This is a genomic window from Arthrobacter nitrophenolicus, from assembly GCF_045833485.1.
In the GTDB taxonomy this organism is placed as follows: domain Bacteria; phylum Actinomycetota; class Actinomycetes; order Actinomycetales; family Micrococcaceae; genus Arthrobacter; species Arthrobacter nitrophenolicus.
In genome coordinates, this window is record NZ_CP174504.1 from 2,123,379 (window position 1) to 2,148,426 (window position 25,048).

At 66.4% G+C, this 25,048-nt stretch carries 22 protein-coding genes; 14 read left to right on the top strand and 8 right to left on the bottom strand.

What is annotated here, in order from left to right:
- Positions 1-35: 35 nt before the first annotated feature.
- The 5 genes from ACJJV6_RS09960 to ACJJV6_RS09980 form a co-directional block, all read right to left on the bottom strand.
- Positions 36-1,325 carry a pectate lyase gene (locus ACJJV6_RS09960; protein ID WP_354176624.1) on the bottom strand — a complete coding sequence of 430 codons (1,290 nt, stop codon included), beginning with the start codon at positions 1,323-1,325 and terminating at the stop codon, positions 36-38.
- 36 nt (positions 1,326-1,361) lie between these two features.
- The gene (locus tag ACJJV6_RS09965) at positions 1,362-3,380 is read right to left on the bottom strand and encodes a pectinesterase family protein (RefSeq protein WP_354176622.1); all 2,019 of its coding nucleotides are present in this window, start codon (positions 3,378-3,380) and stop codon (positions 1,362-1,364) included.
- Positions 3,381-3,470: 90 nt separating this feature from the next.
- Positions 3,471-4,376 (bottom strand): carbohydrate ABC transporter permease, encoded by a 906-nt coding sequence (locus ACJJV6_RS09970; protein ID WP_009357754.1) that lies wholly within the window; start codon positions 4,374-4,376, stop codon positions 3,471-3,473.
- Positions 4,377-4,385: 9 nt separating this feature from the next.
- A complete protein-coding gene (locus ACJJV6_RS09975) occupies positions 4,386-5,339 on the bottom strand; it encodes a carbohydrate ABC transporter permease (RefSeq protein ID WP_009357753.1) in 954 nt (317 codons plus the stop codon).
- 46 nt (positions 5,340-5,385) lie between these two features.
- Complete coding sequence (locus ACJJV6_RS09980; RefSeq protein ID WP_009357752.1) at positions 5,386-6,690, bottom strand: ABC transporter substrate-binding protein; 1,305 nt, start codon at positions 6,688-6,690, stop codon at positions 5,386-5,388.
- Positions 6,691-6,985: 295 nt separating this feature from the next.
- Here ACJJV6_RS09980 and ACJJV6_RS09985 point away from each other — a divergent pair, with 295 nt between their 5' ends.
- The 3 genes from ACJJV6_RS09985 to ACJJV6_RS09995 are packed head-to-tail and all read left to right on the top strand — an operon-like array spanning position 6,986 to position 10,460.
- Positions 6,986-7,852: a PmoA family protein gene (locus ACJJV6_RS09985; RefSeq protein WP_407708845.1), complete on the top strand. Its 867-nt coding sequence runs from the start codon at positions 6,986-6,988 to the stop codon at positions 7,850-7,852.
- On the top strand, positions 7,849-9,426 hold the full coding sequence (locus tag ACJJV6_RS09990) for a glycoside hydrolase 43 family protein (RefSeq protein ID WP_009357750.1): 1,578 nt from the start codon (positions 7,849-7,851) through the stop codon (positions 9,424-9,426). The genes ACJJV6_RS09985 and ACJJV6_RS09990 overlap by 4 nt, the downstream gene beginning before the upstream one ends.
- 17 nt (positions 9,427-9,443) lie before the next feature.
- Entirely contained in the window at positions 9,444-10,460 is a 1,017-nt protein-coding gene (locus ACJJV6_RS09995) for a LacI family DNA-binding transcriptional regulator (RefSeq protein ID WP_354176618.1), read from the top strand.
- A gap of 15 nt (positions 10,461-10,475) precedes the next feature.
- On the opposite strand, the gene ACJJV6_RS10000 is transcribed toward ACJJV6_RS09995, so the two are convergent.
- Positions 10,476-11,180, bottom strand: a complete 705-nt coding sequence (locus tag ACJJV6_RS10000) for a FadR/GntR family transcriptional regulator (protein WP_009357748.1) — start codon at positions 11,178-11,180, stop codon at positions 10,476-10,478.
- A gap of 171 nt (positions 11,181-11,351) precedes the next feature.
- Between ACJJV6_RS10000 and ACJJV6_RS10005 the strand changes: the two genes are divergently transcribed.
- The 7 genes from ACJJV6_RS10005 (at position 11,352) to ACJJV6_RS10035 (ending at position 18,451) form a co-directional block, all read left to right on the top strand.
- Positions 11,352-12,836 carry a four-carbon acid sugar kinase family protein gene (locus ACJJV6_RS10005; protein ID WP_009357747.1) on the top strand — a complete coding sequence of 495 codons (1,485 nt, stop codon included), beginning with the start codon at positions 11,352-11,354 and terminating at the stop codon, positions 12,834-12,836.
- A gap of 83 nt (positions 12,837-12,919) precedes the next feature.
- Positions 12,920-13,819, top strand: a complete 900-nt coding sequence (locus ACJJV6_RS10010; RefSeq protein ID WP_009357746.1) for an NAD(P)-dependent oxidoreductase — start codon at positions 12,920-12,922, stop codon at positions 13,817-13,819.
- A gap of 177 nt (positions 13,820-13,996) precedes the next feature.
- Complete coding sequence (locus ACJJV6_RS10015) at positions 13,997-15,415, top strand: GntP family transporter (RefSeq protein ID WP_009357745.1); 1,419 nt, start codon at positions 13,997-13,999, stop codon at positions 15,413-15,415.
- Complete coding sequence (locus ACJJV6_RS10020; protein ID WP_009357744.1) at positions 15,415-16,266, top strand: class II fructose-bisphosphate aldolase; 852 nt, start codon at positions 15,415-15,417, stop codon at positions 16,264-16,266. Before ACJJV6_RS10015 ends, ACJJV6_RS10020 begins: the two co-directional genes overlap by 1 nt.
- 48 nt (positions 16,267-16,314) lie before the next feature.
- Positions 16,315-16,719 carry a DUF1304 domain-containing protein gene (locus tag ACJJV6_RS10025; protein ID WP_009357743.1) on the top strand — a complete coding sequence of 135 codons (405 nt, stop codon included), beginning with the start codon at positions 16,315-16,317 and terminating at the stop codon, positions 16,717-16,719.
- A gap of 129 nt (positions 16,720-16,848) precedes the next feature.
- Positions 16,849-18,153, top strand: coding sequence for an acyltransferase (locus ACJJV6_RS10030; RefSeq protein ID WP_009357742.1), 1,305 nt, complete (start codon positions 16,849-16,851; stop codon positions 18,151-18,153).
- A complete protein-coding gene (locus ACJJV6_RS10035; protein ID WP_035752594.1) occupies positions 18,122-18,451 on the top strand; it encodes a GNAT family N-acetyltransferase in 330 nt (109 codons plus the stop codon). The genes ACJJV6_RS10030 and ACJJV6_RS10035 overlap by 32 nt, the downstream gene beginning before the upstream one ends.
- Positions 18,452-18,487: 36 nt before the next feature.
- Here the strand turns inward: ACJJV6_RS10035 and ACJJV6_RS10040 are convergent, their stop codons facing one another.
- On the bottom strand, positions 18,488-18,811 hold the full coding sequence (locus ACJJV6_RS10040) for a hypothetical protein (RefSeq protein ID WP_354176614.1): 324 nt from the start codon (positions 18,809-18,811) through the stop codon (positions 18,488-18,490).
- Between the two features lie 185 nt (positions 18,812-18,996).
- Positions 18,997-19,278: a hypothetical protein gene (locus tag ACJJV6_RS10045; RefSeq protein ID WP_152419554.1), complete on the bottom strand. Its 282-nt coding sequence runs from the start codon at positions 19,276-19,278 to the stop codon at positions 18,997-18,999.
- Positions 19,279-19,621: 343 nt separating this feature from the next.
- Between ACJJV6_RS10045 and ACJJV6_RS10050 the strand changes: the two genes are divergently transcribed.
- Genes ACJJV6_RS10050 through ACJJV6_RS10065 form a run of 4 tightly spaced genes read left to right on the top strand, consistent with a single transcriptional unit; the run spans position 19,622 to position 25,036 of the window.
- Positions 19,622-21,223, top strand: a complete 1,602-nt coding sequence (locus tag ACJJV6_RS10050) for an aspartate aminotransferase family protein (RefSeq protein WP_354176663.1) — start codon at positions 19,622-19,624, stop codon at positions 21,221-21,223.
- Complete coding sequence (locus ACJJV6_RS10055; protein WP_354176612.1) at positions 21,220-22,617, top strand: lysine N(6)-hydroxylase/L-ornithine N(5)-oxygenase family protein; 1,398 nt, start codon at positions 21,220-21,222, stop codon at positions 22,615-22,617. The genes ACJJV6_RS10050 and ACJJV6_RS10055 overlap by 4 nt, the downstream gene beginning before the upstream one ends.
- A complete protein-coding gene (locus ACJJV6_RS10060; RefSeq protein WP_009357738.1) occupies positions 22,614-23,183 on the top strand; it encodes a GNAT family N-acetyltransferase in 570 nt (189 codons plus the stop codon). The genes ACJJV6_RS10055 and ACJJV6_RS10060 overlap by 4 nt, the downstream gene beginning before the upstream one ends.
- 56 nt (positions 23,184-23,239) lie before the next feature.
- Positions 23,240-25,036 (top strand): IucA/IucC family siderophore biosynthesis protein, encoded by a 1,797-nt coding sequence (locus tag ACJJV6_RS10065; RefSeq protein WP_052014082.1) that lies wholly within the window; start codon positions 23,240-23,242, stop codon positions 25,034-25,036.
- Positions 25,037-25,048: the final 12 nt, after the last annotated feature.

The following is a 25,048-nucleotide window of genomic DNA, read 5'->3' on the forward strand; positions in this document are numbered from 1 at the left end:
CCAGCCCTTATCCGCATCCGCCCGCCCAGGCCGGTTCAGGACCGCAGGCCGGAACCTGCATCACGCTCAACCCGTTCCCGTGCCGCCGGGGCAGGTTCAATCGGCAGGTGCGGCCCTGGCGATCCCGAAACTTCCGGTGCCAGCATTTGGCCCGGATTGGCCGAGTTGTAGGCGTCGAGGACGCTGATGTGCCGTCCATTGACCCACGTGCCCTCTTCGTCGATGCCGGTGCCGCCGAAGTCCCGGAGGATCCGGTCAGGAGAAATGCCCTCAGCCAGCTCAAAGGTATTGTTGCGCGCGATGATACTCGACTCCACCCCCACGCCCCACGAGTACTGGTAGCGGCCAGGACTGGTCACCCGGTACACGTTGTTATAGACGTGCGCCTGGCCAAACCGGACCCGGGGCGCACGCTGCTCGAGATCAACCAGTTCGTTGTGGTGCAGCGTGACCCGGAGCTTTCCCCGGTCCCCGGTGGCACCGTCCCCGTTGCCCCACAGCAGCGATTTGTCATGCCCCACCATCCTGCTCCACGAAACGGTCACCAGGTCCGCCTGCCGGACGACGTCCAGCAGGCCGTCGTGCCGCAGGAAGGGCTCGCCGAAATATCTCGGCTGTTCGGCGTCAGCCGTCGCGCCGTCATCCAGGGTTAAGTGGTCCAGCCACACGTGTGTGGATCCCGACACCACGAGGTTGTCCCACTCGGTCTTCCAGGTCTCCCCGTTCCAACCGGGGAAGCAGTCATAGGCGTCGGAGATCCGGAGATTGCGGACGATCACGTTGTCCACCTGGTCGATGTTCACGGTAAAACCCGTGAGCTGGACGTTGCCCAAGCCGATGATGGTTGTATTGGCACCGACGTCCATCCGGATCTGTTTCTGCTGGTTGGCGCTCGATGCCTTGCGGGCATCTTCGAGGGGTCCGGATGCCTTCCCGTTCCAGTGGGAAGGGTCGAATGCCGCGAGGTAGGCATCCAGGGAATAACCGTTGGCGGCGTAGTCCTGGCAGGTGATGGGAGTGCCGTCAGAGGCGGTATTCGCGTTGATGTCCGCCTTGACGTAGACGATCTTGGGCTTGTTGCCCGCCACGGCTGCGGCGAGCTCATCCCTCGTCGAAACCTCGTGCACGTCGTCGGGTGCTGCATTGGCACCGCCGGTGGTGCCGCCGTCAAAGGACGCCCAGCCATCACGCGGTGCCAGGGTCTGCCGCCCGGGATCGGATGTGGAAGTGGCTTCCATGCCTTGAGGTGCCGGCGCCGGCGCGGGTACGGGCACGGTGAGGGCGACTGCGGCGGCGATCGCGATGGACACGGGTGCGGTAATCACTCTTGGACCCCCTTGGAGTTGTGCGTGCCGGCCATCTCAGCGCAATCCCGCCGGGGTCCAGCCACCCAGGAAGGCTTCCTTGGTGAACCTGGCCGCGTCTGCGTCCGAAAGCTGCGGGTGGAACTCGTTGATAAAGGCGCCGGGCCCGGTGTTCCTGTACTCGGCAAACCGGCCTTCGGTCCACACGTGGCCACCCATGTCGGCCCAGCCCTGGACGGCGATGTGGTTGCCCAGCACGGAGTCGCGGATGACGGCCATCGGGTGTGCGTCGGGGTCGCTGCTGGCGAACCAGGGCCTGCCCAGGCTCACGGTGCCCGGAGCGGCATCGGAGGTGAGGGTGCTGTTGGTGATCAGGAATCCGTAAGGATTGGAGTTCTTGGTGCTGGGGGCAACGATGTAGCCGTTGTTCGTGTCGCTGCCGCGGTCCACGGAGTGGATGGTGCAGCGATCGAAAACTGCCGTTCCCCGGCCGTAGAGGAAGTCCACGTCGCCTTCGATGTAGCAGTTCTTCAGGTACGTCCGCGCGGTGGCGTCCCGCCCGGCAGTATCGGCGAGGTAGGTGTCCTGGTTGCCGAGGAACCGGGTGCCGTCGAACACCACGCGGTCGGCGACGCTGCGGACAGCCAGCGCCTGGCTGTTGCCGTTGGCTGCCTCGTCGTACGCGTTCTCCACTGTCAGGTTCCGCACGGTGGTGTCCGTGGCGGAGATGGTCATGGTGGCGGAACCGACCGCGCCCCAGGTCCCGCCGAAGAATTTCGCACCGTTCGAGGGGGTGTCGTAGGTGATGACGACGTCGGCCGGGTTGGCTGTTGCGCCCTGGATGGTGAGGTTGGGGCGGTCTGCCCAGACGTTCACCACCTCGCGGTAGGTGCCGGGTTTGACGGTGATGGTGCGCGGCTGGGTGTTGCCGGCGGGGATGGAGCCGATGGCGGCCTGCAGGCTGCCGAAGTCGCCGGTGCCGTCCAGGGCGACGGTGATTTCCGCCGTCGTCTGGGCTGCGTTGTTTGTCCGCGGTCCGGCGCCGGCACTGACGAGGTCCGGGATGCGGGCGGCGTCGTCTTCCTGGTACGGGTAGAAGGCGGCGGGATCGAAGGCGGAGCCCACGTTGTCCTTGCGGCCGCGGGTGGAGTTGAAGATGTTGTCCCGGTTGACCACCTCGGTGCCCGGGTCTTTGGCCACAATCGGGTCCTGCACGGCTGTGAAGTAGTTGCCTTCCAGGACCACCTTGGCCGCATTCCGGCCCATCATGCCGTACTGGCCGATGTCCTGCAGGTAGTTGTTGTAGACGTGGGCGGCGGCGGTGTTGTCCAGGCTGAAGTTCCGCTGTGTGGTGTTCCGGATCCAGTTGTGGTGGATGGTCATGCGGGTGACGGCGTTGGCGGACCAGCCCACGCCCAGGGCCTTGTTGTTGTCCGCGAAGACGTTCCAGGAGTACGTCAGGAAGTCCGAGTCCTTGCGCGTGTCGATCAGTCCGTCGCCCATCCGTTCGAACTTCATGTGGTCCACCCAGACGTGGTGGCTGGTGTCCAGCTGGATGCCGTCCCGGTCATTGTCCGGGCGCTTGCCGTCCCAGTCGCCGGGAATGTACGAATCACGGACGGTGAAGTTCCGGAAGATAACGTTGGAAACGTTGATGAGCTTGAACCCGGCGTTCACCACCTCGGCGCCGGCGCCGGCCCCGATGAAGCTTTTGTTCGCCGCGACGGGGATCTTGACGTACTGGGCGGCGTGCAGGGAACCGTCGATGAAGATGACCAGCGGCTCGGGGGCGGAAGCAAACTCCTGCAGCTGGGCGATGGTGGTGGCGGTGACAATCTTTCCCGCCTGTCCGCCGGTGGTTCCGGGAAGCCCGTGGCCGGGCAACGAGGCGAAGCCGTCCGGAGTCCCCTTCCACAGGGCTGCGGGATCAAGCGTAGCGGGGTCCTGGGCGGACGGCGCGGCGGGCACCCGGGTGCCGCCGGCCGGAAGGGCAGGGGCGGCGGTTGCCGGGGCGGGGGCAAAACCGCCAAGGATGACGACGGCGGTTGCCGCGCCTAAGAGACGTCGCAGACTCATGCAAAACTCCTTTGTTTTGTGCCCGGGCAGCCTCCGGCCAGGGCGGTTTCACTCGGGGTGTCAGGTGATGCGCGCGGAAAACGGGGCGGCCTATTTAAGGCCGGTGGTGGCGATGCCGTTGATGAGGTACTTCTGCCCGGCGATGAAGAAGCCGATGATCGGGGCTATGGAGACCACGGACATGGCGAACATGGGCCCCCACATGCTCTGGCCTTCCGAGTCCATGAAGGCCCGCAGCGCCAAGGGAACGGTGTACAGGTCCTGGTTCTGGATGTAGAGCAGGGGGCCGAAGAACTCGTTCCAGGTGGAGATGAAGGTGAAGATGGCGGTGGTGGCCATGGCGGGGACACACAGCGGCAGGATGACCCGGAGGAACGTGCGGAAAGGGCCGCATCCGTCAATCTGCGCGGCATCGTCCAGTTCCTTTGGCAGCGCCTTCATGAACTGGACCATCAGGAAGATGAAGAACGCGTTGGTGGCCATGAAGTTCGGCATGATCAGCGGCAGGTAGGTATCCAGCCAGCCGAGCTGGGAGAAGATGATGTACTGAGGTACCAGCAGGACGTGGCCCGGCAGCATCAGGGTGCCCAGCATCAGCGCGAAGAACAGCTTCCTGCCCGTGAACTCCATCCGCGCGAAGGCGTAGGCCGCCAGGGCGCAGGAGAAGATGTTGCCCACGATCGAGAAGACCACCACGATCATCGAGTTGAAAAGGTAGACGTGGAAGGGCTGGTCCAGGGCCGTCCAGCCCTGGGCATAGTTGCCGAAATCCCAGTTCTCCGGCCATAGTCCCAGCTGCCGGAAGATGTCGTTGCTGGGCTTGAGGGAACTGGAGATCAGCCACAGCAGCGGATACAGCATCACCAGGCCCACCAGGCAGAGGATCAGGTGCCGGGAGAACCGGGTGCCCGGCGTTCCTGCCAGGGCGTCTTCCGGATCCGCCTGCCTGGCCCGCTTGTCTTGCTTGCGCTTTGTCGGTAATTCGATGAGTGCCATGGGATTGCCTTAGTTGTCGTAGAAGACCCAGAACTTGGATGCGATGAAGTTGACGGCGGTGAAGATCGCAATGATCATCAGCAGTAGCCAGGCCATCGCCGAGGCATACCCCATCTCGAATTCGGTGAAGCCCTTTTGGTAGAGGTACAGGTTGTAGAAGAGCGTGGAGTCTGCTGGCCCGCCCGTGCCGCCGCTCATCACGTAGCCCTGCGTGAACGTCTGGAACGAGCCGATGAGCTGCATGATGAGGTTGAAGAAGATGATGGGGCTGATCAGCGGAATGGTGATGCTGCGGAACTGCCGCCAGCGGGACGCACCGTCAATCGAGGCGGCCTCGTAGTACATGGTGGGGACCTGCCGCAGGCCTGCCAGGAAGATCACCATGGGCGAGCCAAAGGTCCAGACGTTCAGCACAATAAGGGTGCTCAGGGAGAAGTCCGGGTCCGTGACCCAGGCCGGCCCCTGGATACCGAAGAGGCTCAGGAATCCGTTGACGATGCCGTCATTGCCAAAGATGTACCGCCACAGCATCACGATGGCCACGCTGCCGCCCAGCAGGGACGGCAGGTAGTAGACGGAGCGGTAGATGGCAAGCCCCTGCAGGCCGCGGTTGAGGACCAGGGCAATTGCCAGGGCAACGGCCAGCGAAATGGGCACGGAGACGAAGGTGTAGATGAAGGTGACCTTCAGGGACTGCCACAGCCGCGGGTCCCCGGCCATCGCCTGGAAGTTGGCCAGGCCCACGAAATTGGGCTCCATGAAAAGGTTGTAGTCCGTGAACGCGAGGTACAGGGACGCGAAAAACGGGATGATCGTGAACAGCATGCCCAGAAACCACGGCAACAGGAACAGGTAGCCGGAGCGCTGGTTCTTCCGCCGCGGCGTTCCGCGGGACGGGCGTCCCGGTGCGCCCGCGCCGAGGGCTGCGGCCGCACCGGGGGCTTGCTTGGTCAGCACTGACATCCGTCAGGCTCCTATCTGGTGTGGGGGTGCCGGCAAGCGGACGGACCTACTTGTTGATTGCTGCATTGCTCTTCTCAAGGAAGGTTTTGGCGGCATCCGCGGGGGTGATCCGGCCGAATTCGACCTCGGTGGCGAGCTGCTTGAGGGTGTCCGCCACAACGCTGGCACCCTTGGGGTAGACGTATGCCGGGGCCAGTTCGTCTTCCTGGATGGCGGCCACCATGTCCACGAAGGCGGTGTCGTCCTTGCTGAGTTTCGGCTTGATGGCCTCAGCAATCTCCGGATTGATGGGGACGCCGCGCTGGGTGAGCGTTTCGGCGGCTCCGTCTGCATCGTTCACCAGGAAGTTCAGGAGTTTTGCAGCCTCCTTGGGGTGCTTCGACTTGGCTGCGATGGACCAGAGCATGCTGGGGTCCGCAGAGTAGCCACGGCGCTCCAGGGTAGTTTCACCGGGCATCCGGAGCAGCACCACGTTGCCGCCGGCAGCCTCGTTGTAGGCCTTGTAGTTGTTAATCGGGATGATCTGGGAGGCGACGGTTCCCTTGGCCAGGTAGGACTGCGCGGCGGAGCCGCCAATCTGCTCGAAGAAGCCTGCCGGCGGATAGCCGCCGGCTTCCCGCAGGTCCACGCTGTACTGGAACCAGTCCCGGATGGTTTCCTCGCTGACCCCGAGCTTGTTGTCCTTGGTGTAGAAGTCCTCGCCGCGTTGCCTGGCGAACAGGATGGGGCCTGTTTCCGTGGCGACGTCGTAGCCTGCCCCGTAGACCTTGCCGCCGGTCTTCTGCGTGACCTCGGTGGCGAACTTAGCGTAGTCCTCCCAGCTCCACGTCTTGTCGTCCGGGATGGTGACGCCGGCCTGGTCCGTGATGGTCTTGTTCACCACCATGCCGATGGTGGTCACGCCGGTGGCAAGGCCGAAGAGCTTGCCGTCCACCTCACCCCGGCTCTGGATGGTGTCCGGGATGTTCGCCAGGTCGAGTTCCGGCATGGATCGAAGGTCTGCCAGGGTGCCGCGCTGGGCGTATTCCAGCAGGCTTCGGTTGGCCATGTTGAGTACGTCAGGTGGATTGCCCCCGGCGAAGCGGGTGGCGAGCTTATCGGCGTAAGGGCCGCTGTCCTGGTATTCACTCTTGACGGTGATGCCCGGGTTCTTCTCTTCGAAGACCTTGATGGCCGCGTCGGTCATCTTGGCCCGGTTGGCGTCACCCCAGTAAACGAAGTTGAGTTCCACGTTGCCGCCGGCCGCGGGGGCCGCACCTCCGCCGCAGCCACTCAGGGCCAGCCCGGCTGCCGTTACGGCTGCGCCCAGGAACATCCTGCGGGGCATCCCGGCGGTTGTTGTCTTCTTCATTGAATGACGCCTCTCTTTTGCTGTCCGCGGACGGAGCGTGATGTGGAGTTGGCCCGGAAACTTTCTGTTTCCGGAAGAAGTGCATGCGATTGGCTTTTCTTATAGAGGCGAAAAGCAGCAAGCAGAAGAAACAAGTGAGTAAACGATTTCTAGCAAGGTGCGAGTGTGACTGTCAACACCTTTTTAGAAACTCGCATACAGAAAAAACAGAAATTTTCTTTAGGTATTGCCGTTTTTTTCCGGAGTGCCTAGGCTGATCTGCATTCCGCAAAACCATCACCCGGGAGGAGGCCCCATGTCGCGTGGCGCACCTGATTTCGACGCCCTGGTGGGCCACCGCAGCGGACGCGGCCTTCCGCCGTCGAACTCACCGCGGCCGTATCTCCATCCGGTCCGCTCGCTGGCGGGCACCACGCTGACCGCGGCGGGGCCGGAGGACCATCCGCACCACGCCGGGTTGTCCATCGCCTTCTCGGACGTCAACGGCACCAACTTCTGGGGCGGCTCCACGTACACGTCCACCCATGGCCCGGCCATGCTCTCCAACCACGGGTGGCAGGAACCGTCCGGCTGGAGCCGGACAGCCGGCGGCGCAGACGGTTCCGTCACCTGGTTTTCCGGGCAGGGCATGGAGCTGGCCACTGAGCACCGAAGCATCCGCTGCTTTCGGCACCCGGCCCCGGGCACGTGGAGCCTGTCCATCCGCTCGGCGCTGCTTCCCGCAGGCGGCGTCGCGCAGCTGGAGGTTTCGTCGTCGGCCGTCAAGGGGCGTGTGGGCGCAGGTTACGGCGGGATCTTCTGGCGCTTTCCCGAGGACTGCGCCGGGCCAAGAGTCTTCTCGGCATCGGGGGACGGCGTGGCGGCAGCCCACGGAAGCCAGTCACCCTGGCTCGCCATCAGCACAACCTCAGGCGGATCCCCGGCCAGCGTTGTCCTGGCCCAGGAAAACAACCGCCCCTGGTTCGTAAGGACGGACGGCTATCTTGGTGCCGGCCCGGCCGTTGCCTGGTCCGAAAAGGCCGTCGTCAACGCTGCAAATCCCCTGGTGCAGGCACTCCACGCCGTCATCCACGACGGCCACCTTTCCGCCCCGTCCCAAGCCCTTGAACTCCTCGAGCAGCACCCCGACCTCCAGACCTCCCGCCCCGACAGGACGCCATGACATCCCGCAACGCAGTCCCCGTGTACACCAACCCCGTCCTCAACGCCGACTGGCCGGATCCTGACGCCGTCCAGGTCCGCGGCGTCTACTACCTCATCGCCTCCAGCTTCAACCGCGTGCCGGGACTCCCCATCCTGAAGTCCCGGAACCTGGTGGACTGGGAACACGCCGGGCATGCACTGCCGCACCTGCCCCAAGGCAGCCACTACTCCCTGGTCCGGCACGGCAGCGGCGTGTGGGCTCCTGCACTGCGGTACCACGATGGCCGCTTCTGGATCTTCTATCCGGATCCGGACCACGGCATCTTCGTCCTGAGCGCCGAAAAGGCGGAAGGCCCCTGGACCGCCCCGCACCTGCTGTATCCCGGACGTGGGCTGATCGATCCCTGCCCGCTGTGGGACGACGACGGCCAGGCATACCTCGTCCACGGCTGGGCGAAGAGCCGGATCGGCATCAAGAACCGGCTCACGGTCCACCGGATGAGCCCGGACGCAAGCCGGCTGCTGGACAACGGAACCCACGTCATCGACGGTGACGAGCTTCCCGGCTACACAACGCTGGAGGGGCCGAAGTTTTACAAGCGGGACGGCTGGTACTGGATTTTCGCCCCGGCCGGCGGTGTGGCCACCGGCTGGCAGTCCGTGTTCCGGTCCAGGTCGCCCTTTGGTCCCTACGAGGGCCGGCGCGTGCTGGAGCAGGGCAGCACCGCGGTCAACGGGCCCCACCAGGGTGCATGGGTGACCTCGCCCCGGGGCGAGGACTGGTTCCTGCATTTCCAGGACCGCGGGCCGTACGGGCGGGTGGTCCACCTCCAGCCGATGGGCTGGGACGAGGACGGCTGGCCCTGGATGGGTACACCGGCGTCCGACGGCGGCCCGGGCACCCCGGTGACCAGCCACCCCTACCCCGCGGGTACCTCGCCCCGGGATGTGGCACCGCCCGCGAGCGACGACTTCACGTCACCCTGGTTGGGGCCGCAGTGGCACTGGCAGGCCAACCCGCGTGACGCCTGGTGCTACCAGGGCGGTGGCGGGCAGCTGGAGCTGCGGCCGCAGGCCAATGATCCCGTGAACCTGCGGGAGCTGCCCAATGTGCTGGCCCAGATCCTGCCCGGCACGCCCTCGACGTTCACCACATCCCTTGAACTGCGGGACGTTCCGCCCGGAACGCGCGCCGGCGTGGTGGTGCTGGGACAGAGGTACGCCTGGCTGGGCATTGTGCGCACAGCCGACGGCTACGTCCTGGGCGGCGGCACCGGGGGAGAGGAGCCCGCTGAACAGGCGATGGGACGGCGGGTCCTGCTGCCGGGCGCCAGGATCGAACTCCAGATCCGGACGGACGGTACGCCGCGGTCAACCTTTGCCTGGCGGTCGGGCCCGGGCGAGCCCTGGGAGGTCCAGGGCTGGAACTTCGACGTTGTGGAAGGCCGATGGATCGGCGCCGAACTTGGCATTTTTACGGCGTCGCCGCTGGGTTCCCGGGAAAGCGGCAGTGTTATCGTGGGACCCGTGCGGGTGGAGACCGCGCCCGTCAGGCGCGCGACTGCTCCGCAACTCGCCGCCGCAACCACATGACCCCAAGGATTGCTCCGTTGACAGCCACCCCGCGACCCAAAATTGCCGACGTCGCGGCGGCCGCCGGGGTTTCGGTGCCCACCGTGTCCAAGGTGCTCAACGGCCGCACCCACGTTTCGGAAGCCACCCGGGCCAAGGTACAGCAGGCGCTGGAAGAACTGGACTATTCCAAGCGCAGCACCCCTGCCTCCCAGCCCGGCATGCTCCAGCTGGTGGTCAACAACTTTGACTCCCCGTGGATCCTGGAAACCATGGCCGGCGTCGAGGCCGCCGCGGACCGGCTGGGTTACACCGTGTCCTACGCCCGGGCTGACCACTCCACCCCTGACCGCTGGCGGAAACTGCGTGAGCCGTCGGTGAACCGCCTGGACGGTGTGCTGCTGCTGGCTCCCCGCAAGGGGTCGCGGCTGGTCGGCATGGTGCGGACGCTCAAGATCCCGGCGGTGGCCATCGACCCCGAAAGCGCGGGGGACCTGCCCATCCCCAGCGTCAGTCCGGCGTCGTTCTCCGGCGCACTGACCGCCGTCGGGCATCTGCTCTCCCTGGGGCACCAGCGGATCGGCATCATCACCGGCCGCAAGCACAGTCCGGGCCACGGGCGTGCCCGCTACGCTGCCTACGCGGCGGCACTGCACGAGGCGGGCCTGCCCGTCCTGCCGGAGCTGGTGCGCGACGGCGACTTCAGTATCGAGTCCGGCATGCGGCTCGGTGCCGACCTACTGGACCTCCCCGAGCCGCCCACGGCGATCTTCACGGGGAGCGACCTGCAGGCCATCGGGGTGATGAACGCGGCGGGGCAGCGTTCCCTCCATGTGCCGGGGGACCTCAGCATTGTGGGTTTTGATGACATCGCACAGGCGGCGCTGATGTCGCCGCCGCTCACCACGGTCCGGCAGCCGCTGGCGCAACTGGCATCCATGGCCGTGGGCATGCTCACGGAACAGCAGGACCAGCCGGGTGCCATGGCGCCCACCGCCCTGGAAGTGGCCACTGAGCTGGTGGTCCGCGGGACCACGGCCCCGCCGGCCTCCTGACCTTCTGCCTGGGGGTTACTTGCTGCCCAACACCAGGGTTTTCAAGTCGTCCAGCGTCTGCTGCATATGCGCATCCATGGCCTGGCGCGCCTTTGTGGCGTCACGTGCCTGCAGCGCATCCGCGATGTTCTGGTGGTGTCCGATGGCGTGCACCTGGATTTCCGGCACCGCCGATGTTTCCGCCCGGCGCTTCTCCAGGACCCGGTGCAGCGGTTCGAACAGCACGGACACGAAAACGTTGCCGGACGCGCGCAGTATGACGTCATGGAAGGCGAGGTCGGCCTCGACAAACGCTGCGACGTCGTTGACTTCATGGGCTGCCTTCATGGCCGAGATGTAGGCAAACAGCGCCTCGGTGTCCGGCTCCGAGATGCGGCCGGCCGCCAGCTCGCATGCTCCGGTTTCCAGCATGCGGCGGAGTTCGATGAGCTGGACGGAGGCTTCGGCCTCGTTCTTGCCTTCCGATGCTGCCCGAAGGACGGCTTCCAGGGACGTCCAGCGGCTCAACGGGTTAACGAACGTTCCGCGGCCGCGTTCCACACTGAGGATGTGCTGGGCCTGGAGGGTCTTCATGGCCTCGCGCACGGTCATCCGGCTGACTTCGTGGCGGGCGCTAAGCTCGTGTTCGCCGGGGACGGTGGCCCCGGGCGGAAATTCGCCCTCGATGATGCGGTCCAGCAGCTCGTCGGCCACGACGCCGACCAGCGATTTCCTTGCCATTCCTGCCCCCGATCCTTGCCGTGGCCTCTGCCCGGCGGATATGTCTGACAAGTCTACTTGCGCGTCTCTATGTCGTATGCCACACTAGCATTCAAATGCAAGATGTCAGACATCTTACAGATTCGAAAATTGACGATCCGCCGCCCGGATTACTACACAACGGAGTGCACTGTGACGCTTGAAGCAGATGTTCTGGCCGCCTACCCAGCGGAAGTACAGATCCCCGCCAGCCTCGTGGCAGACACGCTGGCCGCGTCCAACGCCGAGGTTCCCCGCGTGCTGGTGGTGCTCGACGACGACCCCACCGGGACGCAGTCCGTGGCCGATCTCCCCGTGCTCACCCGCTGGGACGTGGAGGACTTCACCTGGGCTTTTGGCCAGTCCAAGCCGGCCGTCTACGTCCTGACCAACACCCGCAGCCTGGACCCCGCCGAAGCAGCCGCCCGCAACGAGGAAGTGGTCCGCAACGCGCTCGCCGCTGCCGGCTCTCCGGACACGCTCCGGCTGGGGTTTGTCAGCCGCAGCGATTCGACCCTCCGCGGCCACTACCCCCTGGAACCCGACGTCATCGCCACCACCGTTGCCAAGGTAAGCGGCGAGGGCACCGACGGTGTGGTCCTGGTCCCGGCATTTCCCGACGCCGGCCGGGTCACCATCGGCGGGGTGCACTACATGCGCGGCACCGGTGAATCCGCAGGAACGCTGACGCCTGTCTCCGAGACGGAGTTCGCCAGGGACGCCACCTTCGGTTTTGGCACCTCCGTCATGGCGGACTACGTGGCGGAAAAGTCGCAGGGCCGCTTTGCAGCGGACTCCGTCATCGTCCTGGACCTCAACACCATCCGGGCCGGCGCCGCGGCACAGGACCCTGCGATTTCCGCAAAGGCCATCGCCGACGCCATCGAAGGAGCCGCCGATTCCACCCCGATCGTGGCCGACATTGTGAGCGAAAACGACCTCCGCGCCCTGGCCCTGGGCCTTGAGGAAGCGGAACGCCGGGGCAAGAAGCTCCTCTACCGGGTAGGCCCTCCGTTCGGCCGCGCCCGGATCGGACAGGAAATCCGTACCGAGCTGACCGGCGCCGAAGCCTACGCCGGCAACACCCCGTCCGAGGCCGGCGGCCTCATCGTGGTCGGTTCGCACGTGGGCGTTACCACCAGGCAGCTCAAGGCCCTGACCGAACAGCACAGCGCCGCGCGCATCGTCGAGATCGACGTCGAAAAGCTCCTGGCCGGCGAGGCGGAAGCCGCTTCCCACCTGGACCTGACCGTGGACACGGTGGTCGAAGCCCTCCGCGGCGGCGACGTCATCGTCCACACCAGCCGCCTGCTGATCAAGACAGACGACCCCGCCGAAAGCCTGCGGATCGCGCGCACCGTCTCCGCCGCCGTCGTCGCCGTAGTCAACCGCACCCTGAAAACCTTCCCGCCGCGGTTCGTCATCGCCAAGGGCGGCATCACCTCCTCAGACGTCGCCGCGCACGGCCTGGAAATCCGCCACGCCATCGTCCGCGGCCCCATGCTCCCAGGCATCGTCAGCCTCTGGGAACCGGTGGACGGCCCCGCCAAGGGCATCCCGTACATCGTCTTCGCCGGCAACGTGGGCGACGACCAGTCCCTCGCCGACGTCACCCGCAAGCTCAGCAACACCTTCTAGTCCTTCCGGTGGTTGAGCCCGTCGAAACCGGATTTCGACAAGCCCAATCACCGAACCGCCGTCAACCTTCAACGGAGAACACCATGACCAGCAATTACACCGTCACCGTCCTGGGCCTCGGCGCCATGGGCCTGCCCATGGCCACCCGGCTCGCCTCCCAGCTGACCGTCCACGGTTTCGACATCGCCGAACCGCGGCTGAAGCTCGCTGAAGAAGCCGGCATCGCCACCTTCGGCAGCGCCCGCGAAGCCGCCAAGGGTGCCGACGCTGTCCTGCTGGCCGTCCGCAACGGCGACCAGCTCAACGACGTCCTCTTCGGCGAGAACGGCGTGGCCTCCGTGCTGGAGGCGGGCGCCGTCGTCATCCTCGGCAGTACGGTGGGCACCGATGCCATCCCCGCCACGGTGGAGAAGCTTGCCGAATACGGCGTGGAACTGGTGGACGCCCCGCTGTCCGGCGGGCCCAAGCGCGCCGGCGAAGGCGACCTGCTGATCGTCGTCGGGGCCTCCCCGGAGGCTCGCGAAAAGGCAGCACCCGCGCTGGAACTGCTCGCCTCCACCCTGACCGTGGTGGGCGACAAGCCCGGCGACGGCCAGGCCCTCAAGACCGTCAACCAGCTTCTCTGCGGCGTCCACATCGCGGCCGCAGCGGAGGCCATGGCCCTCGCCGACGCGCTTGGCCTGGACCAGGCCAAGACCCTCGCCGCCCTCGAAGCCGGCGCGGCCGGGTCCTTCATGCTGTCCAACCGCGGCCCCCGGATCCTCGAGGCCTACAACGAGGAAGGTGCCGAGGTGCTGTCCCGCCTGGACATCTTCGTCAAGGACATGGGCATCGTGGGCAAAGCCACCCGCGCGGCCGGGCTCGCGGCCCCGGTTGCCGCGGCCGCCGAGCAGCTCTACCTCCTGGGCCAGGCCCAGGGACTCGCCGCCGCCGATGACTCCGCCGTCATCAAGGTGGTCGCCCCCACCAAGCGGACCAAGTAACCCGTTCCACCCCCATCGAGTTTTTGGGCAGATAAAGCGGCCTAACGTCCGTCCAAGTCGCCATATCTGACCAAAAACTCTTCCCCCAAGAGGTACGACGACGGCGGTCCCCCCTCCGCCGTCGCCGCACCTGCCAAGCTCGCTAGGCTTAACTGGCGATGTCAAAGGAGACGCACGATGAGCGCACTGGCTCTTCTGGCCATAGCAGCAGCAGGGGTCGCCCTGCTCCTGGTGGCCGTCATTAAATTCAAGATTCCGGCATTCCTGGCCCTGCTGGTGGTCAGCGTTTCCGTGGCGCTGGTCGCGGGAATTCCGCTGCCGGATGTCATCAAGACCGTGACCGAAGGCATGGGCGGAACGCTCGGTTCCGTGGCCATCCTGGTGGGCCTCGGCGCCATGCTGGGCAAGATGATCGAAATTTCCGGCGGTGCGCAGTCGCTGGCCGGGAAATTTACCCAGCTGCTCGGACCCCGCAGGGTTATCGCAGCCCTGACCGCGGCCGCGTTCCTGCTGGCGATCCCCGTCTTCTTCGACGTCGGATTCATCATCCTGATCCCCATCATTTACGGCTTCGCCAAGGCGGCAGGCGTCAACCCGGTCAAGATCGGCCTGCCCGTTGGTGCCATCATGCTGGCCATCCACGTTGTTGTTCCGCCGCACCCGGGCGTGGTGGGCGGCGCCGGCATCCTCGGCGCCGACATTGGCTGGACCACCATCCTCGGCCTGGTGCTGTGCATTCCGGTGGGTGTCCTGGGCTACTTCGTTGCCCGCAAGCTCAACCGCCGCGAGTTCTCCATGCTGCCCGCCACCGCCGAGCAGTTCCGCCTCTTCGGCACCGGAAACTCGCAGATTGAACAGGAAGCCGCCCAGGGCACGTCCAAGGTTGCCGTCAAGACCGAGGTCCGGACTGCCCCCAGCCCGGCCATGATCATCACCCTGATCGTCCTGCCGATCCTCATGATCATGGTGGGCACCGTCGGCGCCGTCATCCTGCCCAAGGACTCCTTCCCCGCCCAGCTGGCTGCATTCATCGGCGCCCCGCTGATCGCACTGCTGACTGCCCTGGGCCTTGCCTACTACTTCCTGGGCATCCGCCGCGGCTGGTCTTCCCAGCACACCGGCGAAGTGATGGATTCGGCGCTGGCCCCCACGGCCATCGTCATCCTGGTGACCGGCGCCGGCGGTGTCTTCGGCAAGGTCCTCACCGTCTCCGGCATCGGCAAGGCACTCGCCGAGGGGCTGCAGACCGCGGGCCTGCCGGTCATCGTGATGGCCTTCATCCTTGCGGCAATCCTCCGCGCTTCCCAGGGCTCCGCCACGGTTGCCATCATCACCACGGCAGGCCTGCTGGCCGCCTCCGTGGCCGACGGCGGCTTCTCGCCCATCCAGACCGCGCTGATCCTCATCGCCATCGGCTTCGGCGCCTTCGGCCTCAGCCACGTCAACGACTCCGGCTTCTGGATCGTGACCCGGTACCTGGGGCTCTCGGTTGCTGACGGGCTCCGCACCTGGACCGTCCTGACCACCATCCTGGGCCTGGCAGGCTTCGCGCTGACCTTCGTCGCCTGGATCCTGGTGGGAGGCCTGGGCGTCTGATGCGCACCCGTCTGGACCACCTGGTCACCTCCGCCCTGCAGCAGGGCTCGGCCGTCCCCGCGTTCACCTGCTACGACTTCACCACCGCCTTGGCAGTGGTGGGCGCCGCGGAGGAATCCGGCTTGGGCGCCATCCTGCTGGTGGCGCCCAAGACCGCCGCCACCCCCAACGGCCTGCGCCTCATCTCAGCACTGCGCGGGCTGGCGGACGCCGCGTCCGTGCCCGTTGCAGTGCAGCTTGACCATGCCATGGACTTGAACGTGATGGCCGACGCCGTCGCGGCGGGGGCGGATTCCGTCCTCGCTGATGGTTCCTCGCTTCCCTACGAGGACAACATCGCGCTTGTGGTTTCCGCCCGCGCGTTGCTTGGTCCCGACGTCGTCTTGGAAGCGGAACTCGGCGACCTCGCCGGCGACGAGGACCGTGCCTTCGGCGCCGACAAGTCCGGCGCCTCCGTGGCCGGCCTCACCGATTCCGCCCAGGTGGAGGACTTCGTCGCCCGGACCGGTGCCCAGCTGCTGGCCGTGGCGGTCGGCAATGTCCACGGCAAGTACAAGGGCGATCCGCAGCTGCGCTGGGACGTCCTGCAGGACATCGCCGTCAGGACGCACATCCCGCTGGTGCTGCACGGAGCGTCCGGCATCCCGGCGGAGGAGCTGGTGAAGGCGGCCGCCATGAACGTGGGCAAGGTCAACTTCAACACCGAGCTCCGCACCGGCGTCCTGGCCACCCTGCAGAAACAGCTGCCCGGCCACCGCGCCGACGGCGAAAACCTGCAGGCGCTCCTGGGCCACTGGACCAGGACCGCCAAGGACTTCGCCGCCGGAACGCTGGCCACGCTCACGCGGTAGCCGTGGGGCTGGCCGGTAGCCGGAATCGGGGGAGGCTAGGATCAAGCAATGATCCTGGCCTCCCTCCTTTTTGCCTTCCTGGCGGCGGCGCTCCACGTCTTCATATTCACCATGGAGTCGCTGACCTGGACGCGACCGGCCACCTGGCGGCGTTTCGGCGTGGCTTCGCAGGCCGACGCCGAGACCACCAGGCCGCTTGCCTTCAACCAGGGTTTCTACAACCTGTTCCTGGCTGCCGGGGCCTTGATCGGCATAGCCTGCGTGGCGCTGGGGTCCGAGGGCTCGGCGCAGTCCGTGGCGGGCTGGACCCTGATTTTCGCGAGCTGCGGTTCCATGCTGCTGGCCGCGCTGGTCCTGGTTTCCACCGGCCGGAAGTACCTCCGGGCCGCTGCCACCCAAGGGACCCTGCCGCTGTTCGCCGTCGTCCTCGGCCTGCTCGCATTGGCGCAGTAGAGCCGCTCCTGCCCGCTCAGTCAGGAGTTTTTGTCCAGATCTGGCGGGTTGGGAGGCGCGGAAGCCACCGTATCTGGACAAAAACTCGTGACCCTTTAACACCACACGCAACAGGCGCACAATGGTGCTGTGAGCAGCGGGAAGCCTCGCCCGGCTCCGGCTGAGGGCCGCGACGCCGCCATCGACCTTGTGCGCTTCGTCTGCCTGGCCCTGGTGGTAATGGGCCACTGCATGATGGTGAGCCCCGTCCTGCACCCCGACGGCACGGTGACAACGCAAAACACCCTCGCTGAGCAGGACTGGTTTGTTCCGGTCATCTGGATCTTCATGGTCATGCCGCTGTTTTTCGTGACCGGCGGCATTACCGGCCTGCAGTCCTGGCGGCGGCTCAGCGAGGGCGGCGGAACTGCATCCCAATTTGTCCGGGCAAGGCTCCTGCGCCTGGTCCGCCCCGCCACCGCGCTGCTGGCGGTAATGTTCGTGGCACTGGGCGCGGCAGCGCTGCTGGGTGTGCATCCGCAGGTGGTCCAGCTGATGGCGGCCGGCGCGGGCATGCCCCTGTGGTTCCTGGCCGCATACCTTGCCGCCCAGCTGAATATTCCGCTCCTCGCCGCCCTGCACACCCGCGCCCCCTGGCTCACGTTCATGGCGTTGACCGCGCTGGTGGTAACCGTTGACTGCCTCCGCGGGGCGCTTCCCGGGCTGGCGCACGCCAACCTGGTGTTCCTGTGGTGCGCCGTCCAGCAGGTGGGCTTCCTGCTGGCTGGCGGGCACTGGTCCAGGGTGTCGCGTTCCGGGCTGCTGGCCGTTGCCCTGGGTGCCAATCTGGTCCTCGGCGCAGTTACGGGTTTGGGACTCTACCCGGGCAATATGCTGGTCAACCTCAACCCGCCCAACCTCTGCCTGCTCCTGCTGGGCATCACGCAGGCGGCCCTCCTGGAGCTGGCGCGGCCAGTGCTGGTCCCGGTGTGCTCCGTGGGGTGGGTCAGCAGGCTCATGACGGTGGCAGGAAGCCGCTCCCTGACGGTGTATCTGTGGCACCTGCCGCTGCTGGTGGGGATGTCGGGGCTGCTGCTCCTCACCCCGTTCCCCAAGCCCGCCTCCGGCACGGCGGAGTGGTGGTGGGCGCGGCCCCTGGTCCTGCTGGCGCTGGTCCTCCTGCTGCTGGCCGCCGTGGCGGCCTTTGGCCGGCTGGAGGAACGTCCGACGACGGTTCCCGGCACCCGCTGCCGGCCCGCCAGGGTGGTCGCCGCCGTCGTCGTGGTCTTCCTTCCGGTGGCGGCCGCGGCCTTCAGCGGCCTGACGCTGGGACTGCTGGGTGCGGGCGCAGCCTGCTTCGCCGCTGCCCTAATGCTGCTGCTGTGGCATTGCCAGCGGGGTGAAGTAGTGCCAGTGTCGAACCATGACCGAGAACACGATGTCCACCGAGGATAGGTTCGCCCCCGATGTCACCCTGCGGCGCAACGATGCGCAGCACCGCTACGAGCTACTGGTAGGGGGCAAGCTGGCCGTGCAGTCGTTTTTCCGGGACCTGCCCGGGCATATTGACTTCACCCATACCGAAACCAGCCAGGACTTCGAAGGCCGGGGCCTGGGCAGGGTGCTGGCCCACTTCGCCCTGGACGACGTGGTGGCCACGGGCAAGCGGATCATTCCGCACTGCCCGTTCATCTCCGGCTACCTGCGCAAGCACGAGGGGTACGAGCAGTTCGTCGACTGGCCGGAGGGGTAGCAGCCGGACCAGTAGATCTGTGCGCCTGGACGCAGGTCAGCTGGCGAGGGCCTGCGCGCTTGCGCCTGCGCCGACGCCGGGGTCATCGATGGTGAAGCCGCAGGCGCAGCGGTACGTCACTACGTTCCCGGGAACAGTTGACATGCCGATGGGTACAACGCCCGTTCCGTCAACGTAGACGGGCTGGCGGACGGGAAGCTCATCGGGGTCAATGCGCTCCATGGGCATGCGGCAATGCATGCGCGAATTCAGGGTGACCATCAATTCCATATCCAGGGGCTGGAGGGGTTCCACGGGAGAAAGGTCTCCCAGCGTGCGTTCCCCAAACGCCGTCAACTGGTCTTCGGTAGCGGTGGCCATGATGTTCATCCTTGGGCTTCTTCACGAGGCTGCCGGCGTTGGCAGCCCCGCCGCGAACTGCTTGCGGAGGTTCATTTACCCCATTACCTAAGCATGCTTACTAATGAACGGGCAAATCCGCTGTGGCCCGCGACACATGCCGGGGAGGCCGGTTTCCTGCCCTTGCCCCGCTCGGAAGCTGCTGCCTACGCCCGCTTGCGCTGCCACTGCAGCGCGTGCCATAGCAGCAGGCTGATGAGCGCTGCAATCCCCGCGAAGACCGCATAGGGTGCAAAGGTAAACACCAGGAACTGCGCCGGCATGCCGCCGCTGCCCGGGCCCGCGAAGGTGTCCGCGTTGGCGAAAATCCACGCCCCGCCGCCAATGAGTATGACGGTGAGGAGCCATAGGGCGGCGATGAACGGGTTGATGGCGGGCGTGCTGCCGCCTTCGGTGTTGCGGGCTGCCTGTTCGTTGTCCTCAGGCATAGGATTCCCGTCCCGGTCCACTTCCCGAAAGCCGATGGCTTGCGACGGTGCCTGCTCCATTGCTTCCCCCAAATCTCGACGCAGCGGTCAGTGCTGCCGTGAGTCCACCCTAGCTGCAAGCCCGCCAGGCCGCGCCCTGCCCGCCTCCGGCCGTCGGAAGGGGCATTTTGCGCTAGATCCCCCTCTGCGTGCCAGTCAATGACGCACGAAGGAGCGGCGGAACCCTTGAAATTCCGGGGCTGAAGAGAAATAGAGCACAAAAGTTTGATTAAAAGGGTCACCTAAGTAAGGCTTACCTCTGTAATTCCCCCAGCTCCTGACCGAAGGAAGACGAGTGTCGCTGATGCCCCGCCTTGACGAGTTACCCGTGGATGACCACCGCAGCAGCGGTGTGGACACAAAACCCGAGCCGCCGGGGCAGGACTTCGGCTCCCGGGTGGAACTCGCGCTGGGGGCAACCAACCACCTGTTCAACGCACGGAACTCGCCCCGCTATGTGGCGCAGGTGCTGCAGGGCGTCAACGCGGTGGCCACCAAACTGGAGCGCACCACCAGGCCGTTCACCGGCGTCGGGCCTTCGGAAATGAAGGCGCGCGTGGGCGCCGTGGACCTGGATGCACCGCTCCCGGACACCGCGGCCGCGCTCCAGGAACTCGAGGCCGTCTACCTCCGGGACGCCATCTATTTCCACGATGCCAAGTACGCCGCCCACCTCAACTGCCCCGTGGTGATCCCCGCCCTGGTGGGCGAGGCCATCCTGTCCGCGGTGAACTCCTCGCTGGACACGTGGGACCAGAGCGCGGGCGCCACCATGATCGAGCGCCGCCTCATCGACTGGACGGCGGAGCGCCTGAACCTGGGCGACAACTCGGACGGCATCTTCACCTCCGGAGGCAGCCAGTCCAACCTCCAGGCGCTGCTGATCGCGCGGAACCACGCGGTTGCCGGGCTCCGGCAGGATCCGGCCCGCAGCGGCCTCCGCCTCCCGGCCCTGCTGGACACCCTGCGGATCTTCACCTCGGCGGACAGCCACTTCAGCATCCAGAAGTCAGCCTCCATGCTGGGCCTCGGCTTCGACGCCGTCATCAGCATCCCCTGCACCCCCGACCACAGGATGGACCCCGCGGCCCTCGCCGAGGCCATGGCGGAAGCCCAGGGTGCCGGCCTGACCGCCATGGCGGTGGTGGCCACCGCAGGGACCACGGACTTCGGCGCGGTGGACCCGCTCGCAGACCTCGCCGCCCTCGCCAAGGCTTACGGCGCATGGTTTCATATCGATGCCGCGTACGGCGGCGGACTGATGGTCTCCGGACGCTACCGGCACCTGCTGGACGGCACCCGCCTGGCGGATTCGGTCACCGTGGACTTCCACAAGACCTTCTTCCAGCCGGTCAGCTCCAGCGCGCTCCTGGTCCGCGAGTCCGCCATGCTCCGCCACATCACCTACTACGCCGATTACCTGAACCCGGAAAGCGCCGCCCTGGCCGACATCCCCAACCAGGTGGACAAGAGCATCCAGACCACGCGCCGGTTCGACGCGCTCAAGCTGTGGCTCACCCTGCGGATCATGGGTGCGGACGCCGTGGGGGCCCTGTTCGACGAGGCGATCGACCTTGCCGCCCGCGTGGGCTCCCTCCTCGAGGCCGACGACGACTTCGAGCTCGCCGCCGCACCGCAGCTCAGCACCCTGGTGTTCCGCTACCGGCCCGTCCTGGACACCGGTGAACGGCTGTCCGAGGACACCGCCGACGCCATCAACCCCGCCATCCGGGCGGCCGTCTTCGCGTCCGGCCAGGCCGTGGTTGCCGGCACCAAGGTGGGCGGCCGGCACTACCTGAAATTCACCCTCCTCAACGCCGAGGCAACGCTCGAGGACATCGCCGAAATCATCGGACTCCTCCGCACCACCGGCGCCGGACTGCTGCAGAGCGAGGTATCCGCATGAGCACCCATGACAACCGCAGGATCTACGACTTCGCCGCCATCGGCGTCGGGCCCTTCAACCTGGGCCTCGCCGCACTCACCGAGCCGGTGGAGGGGGTGGAGGGCATCTTCCTGGAACAGCGCGAGTCCTTTGACTGGCATCCCGGGATGATGCTGGAACCCGCCCATCTTCAGGTGCCCTTCATGGCAGACCTGGTCACCCTGGCGGACCCCACCTCGCCGTACTCCTTCCTGAACTTCCTGAAGCAGACGGGCCGGCTGTACCGCTTCTACATCCGGGAAAACTTCTACCCCCTGCGTGCCGAGTACAACCAGTACTGCCAGTGGGTGGCGGGCCAGCTGGCCTCCGTCCGTTTTGGCACGGCTGTGCTGGATACGGCGTACGACGGCGGCGTGTACCGCCTGACGGTGTCGGGTCCGGACGGGACGGAGGTGCTGTTCGCCCGGCGGCTGGTGCTGGGAACCGGAACGTCCCCGTATGTGCCGGAAGCAGGCGCCGACATCGTTGCCGGTGCTGCGGACAGGAGCGGGGGAGTGGCCTTCCACAATGCCGACTACCTGGCCCGGAAAGCCGAGCTGCAGCAGCGGCGCAGCATCACCATCCTGGGCAGCGGCCAGAGCGCCGCCGAGATCTACCACGAGCTCCTGCAGGAAGCCGACGTCCATGGCTACCAGCTGAACTGGGTGACCCGCTCCGGCAGGTTCTTCCCGCTCGAGTACACCAAGCTGACCCTGGAGATGACCTCGCCCGAGTACGTGGACTACTTCCACGGACTGCCGCAGGAGCGCCGGGACCACCTCAACAAGACGCAGAAGAACCTCTACAAGGGGATCAACTCGGACCTGATCGATGCGATCTACGACCTGCTCTACGCCAAGAGCCTTTCCGGCATGGTCAACAGCCAGCTGCTGACCCACTCCACCCTGACCGGCGCGCAGTGGGACCCGGCCGCCGGCACGCACACCCTGCAGTTCCACCACGGCGAACAGGGCGCCTCCTACACCCTGGACAGTGAAGCGGTGGTGTTCGCCACCGGCTACGGCTACCGGGAGCCGGCGTTCCTGGCCGGGGTGCAGGACCGGATAGCCCGGGACAGCGCCGGCAGGTTCGACGTGGACCGGAACTACAGCACCGGTGTGGTTCCCGGTGAGATTTTCGTTCAGAACGCGGAGCTGCACACCCACGGCTTCGTGACCCCGGACCTGGGCATGGGCGCCTACCGCAACTCCTGCATCCTGCGGGAAATCACCGGCCGCGAGGTCTATCCCGTGGAGCGGAGCATCGCGTTCCAGCAGTTCGGTTCGCCGGCCGCCGCAGTGCCGGCCGGTGGTTCCCCGGCCGGTGCTGCCGTGCCGGGTACGGTTTCGGGCGTTGAAGCGGAGGTGCCCGCATGAGGTTCACGTTCCGCTGCCTGGACGCGCAGGCCGACGCGCCGCTCCTGCACAGCTGGGTGACCCGGCCGTACGCCTCGTTCTGGGGGATGCTGTCCGCCAGCGTGGCTGACGTGGCGGAGGAGTACGCCAAAATCCAGTCGAGCGGCCACCACCACGCCCTGCTGGGGCTCGACGGCGGCGTCCCCGCCTTCCTGATGGAGGAGTACCTGCCGGAGTCCTCGCCGCTGGCCGGCCGGTACGCCGTCCAGCCCGGCGACGTCGGAATGCACCTGCTGGTTGCGCCGCCGTCGGGAAACCCCGAATCCGGCTACACCACCGCGGTGATGGACGCCGTCCTCGGCCGCTTGTTTGACCGGCCGGAGGTGGAGCGGGTGGTGGTGGAACCGGATGCCCGGAACACCAGGATCCACGCCCTCAACGAACGGCTCGGGTTCCAGGCCGCCGGGCTGGTCACCCTGCCGGACAAGGAAGCCCTGCTCAGCTTCTGCACCCGCACCGACTACCTTGCCGCCAGGGCGGCACTAGACACTCTTTCCACCCCCGTTCCGCAGGGAGCATCACTGTGACTGTCCAGGCCAACACCTTCGCACCCGCCCGCCGCCACACCCCCGGCGCCGGCACCATGAACGCCGCTCCGCACCTGGATGCGGAGCGCTGGAGCAGGGCCAACCGGCACCTCCTGCGCAAGGCGCTCGCCGAGTTCTCGCACGAGCGGATCCTCACGCCCGAACCGGTGGACGGCGAGCCCGGCAGCTACCGCCTGCGCAGCGGCGACGGAACCCACGAGTACCGGTTCGCAGCCCGCGTCCTGGAGCTGGAGCACTGGTCCATCGATGCCGCTTCCATCCGCTACTTCCAGGACGGCACCGAAGCGCCGCTGGACGTGCTGGGCTTCATCACGGCGTTCCACGGGCACCTGGGGATCAACATCCAGATGCTCCCCGTCTACCTGGAGGAAATCAGCAGCACCCTGGCCAGCCATGCGTACAAGCAGTGGGCCGGCCAGCCGTCCGCCGCGGAACTCGCGGCCGGAATCACCGGCGGGGCAGACGTTGCCGCCGACTTCCAGGCCATCGAGCGGAGCATGACCGAGGGCCACCCCTGCTTCGTGGCCAACAACGGCCGGCTGGGTTTTGGCATCAGCGACTACCACGCCTTCGCCCCGGAAACCGGCGCGGCGGTGCAGCTGGAATGGATCGCCGTGCACCGCAGCCACGCGGTCTTCACCTCAAGCGCCGGGCTGGATTACCGGGCGCACCTGGACGCCGAGCTCGGCCCGCTGGCAGTGGACTTCACCAGCGAACTGCAGCTGCAGGGCCTCGACCCGGAGCAGTACTTCTTTATGCCTGTCCACCCGTGGCAGTGGGAGAACAAGCTCACCGTGACGTTCGCGGCTGAAATAGCAGGCCAGCGCATCGTCTACCTTGGGACGGGGACGGACCAGTACCAGGCGCAGCAGTCCATCCGGACGTTCTTCAACACCAGCGCCCCGGCGCGGAACTACGTCAAGACGGCCATGTCCGTGCTGAATATGGGCTTCATGCGCGGGTTGTCGCCGCAGTACATGAAGGCCACACCCGCCATCAACGACTGGCTGCGGAACCTGATCGAGGCGGACGGCGCCCTGCAGCAGCGGGGCTTCACCATGATCGGCGAGATCGCCGCCCTCGGCTACCACAACGGCTACTACGAGGCCGGCTCGGCCAGCGGGTCGCCCTACCGGAAAATGCTGTCAGCCCTGTGGCGGGAAAGCCCGCTGCCACTGCTCCGGGACGGCCAGCAGCTGGCCACCATGGCCTCACTGCTGCACGTTGATGCGCAGGGCCTGCCGATGGTGTCCGCACTGATTGACCGCTCCGGGCTGGCCCCCGCGGACTGGCTGCGCCGCTACTTCGAGGCGTACCTGGTGCCGCTGGTGCACTGCCTGTACAAGTACGAGCTGGCCTTCATGCCGCACGGCGAGAACGTCATCCTGGTCCTCCAGGACGGGGTGCCGGTGCGGGCCGTCATGAAGGACATTGCCGAGGAAATCGTGGTGATGGGGGACCGGCTGGACCTTCCGGACGAGGTGTCCCGGATCAAGGCCGCCATCCCGGACGGCGAAAAAGTCCTGGCCATCTTCACGGACATCTTCGACTGCATCTTCCGGTTCATGGCGGCGCTGCTGGAGGATGCGGGAACCCTGGACCAGGAGGAGTTCTGGCGGACCGCTGCCGCGGCCGTCAAGGAGTACCAGGAGCAGCATCCGGAGCTTGCGGACCAGTTCGCCCGGCACGACCTCTTCGCGGCGGACTTCGAGCTGTCCTGCCTGAACCGGCTCCAGCTCCGGAATAACCAGCAGATGCTGGATCTCACGGACCCGTCCGGAGGACTGCAGATGGCCGGACGCCTGGCGAACCCGCTGGCCCGCTTCGCCTGAGGATGCCCCGGC